The following is an 867-nucleotide window of genomic DNA, read 5'->3' on the forward strand; positions in this document are numbered from 1 at the left end:
CGCAAGGAGGCAGCTAACCACGGTAGGGTCAGCGACTGGGGTGAAGTCGTAACAAGGTAGCCGTAGGGGAACCTGCGGCTGGATCACCTCCTTTCTAAGGAAGCTGTGGAACAGTAAGACGCCTGTCTTGAACAGGATGAACTTTCCCGTGCTTTTTAGAACATAGATGGCGCCAGTCAGGCGACCATCGAAACGTAATACGCCACGGAATTACTTCGGTAATCGGATTGGTATGGCGAGGTTCGCCGTCCACGTTTCTCTTTCTTCAAGAAGACAAAAGCCGCATCGACCGGTACCGGAATGGGCCCGTAGCTCAGTTGGTTAGAGCACACGCTTGATAAGCGTGGGGTCGGAAGTTCAAGTCTTCCCGGGCCCACCATTTGCATATGCGAATGAGGGTTTGGGTTGAGACTGTTGGTTGATGCGAATTGTTGCCGCGCCTGGTTGATGAGACTTGGGTGATCGAGCTGGATGGGGCTGTAGCTCAGCTGGGAGAGCACCTGCTTTGCAAGCAGGGGGTCAGCGGTTCGATCCCGCTCAGCTCCACCATTTGTTTTGTCCTGACGCCCGAAGGGCTCCGGACGGGCCGCGCCACGAGGCGCGACGGACTATCGTCCTGTATGGGGCGAACTGATCCGAGGTCGAGTGTGGCAGCAATACAGCGCGGTAGCGCGTCGCCAATAGTTTGGCGCCCTCACGGAGCGCCTTCGGCGCGTGAGTGCAGAATTGTCTTCTGAAGAAATAAAAGTTTGCATTGTCCTGCTAAGGATTGATGCCTGTTCTGAATACATTGTGAAGAGAAGATATGTCTGGAAGCTTCCAGGTGTTTTGAGCCCTTGTGGTTTGAAGCGTCCGAGCCCAGTCCCA

Annotated in this window: 2 tRNA genes and 1 rRNA gene; all 3 read left to right on the forward strand. The window is 55.0% G+C overall.

From position 1 onward, the window contains the following. Positions 1–94, forward strand: a 16S ribosomal RNA gene (locus tag PH605_RS25285); the annotation flags it as partial. 208 nt (positions 95–302) lie between these two features. Further along, positions 303–379: transfer RNA gene (locus PH605_RS25290), tRNA-Ile, on the forward strand. Between the two features lie 94 nt (positions 380–473). Continuing rightward, positions 474–549: transfer RNA gene (locus PH605_RS25295), tRNA-Ala, on the forward strand. Positions 550–867: the final 318 nt, after the last annotated feature.

The organism is Agrobacterium sp. CFBP 3001 (genome assembly GCF_027871605.1).
In the GTDB taxonomy this organism is placed as follows: domain Bacteria; phylum Pseudomonadota; class Alphaproteobacteria; order Rhizobiales; family Rhizobiaceae; genus Agrobacterium; species Agrobacterium leguminum.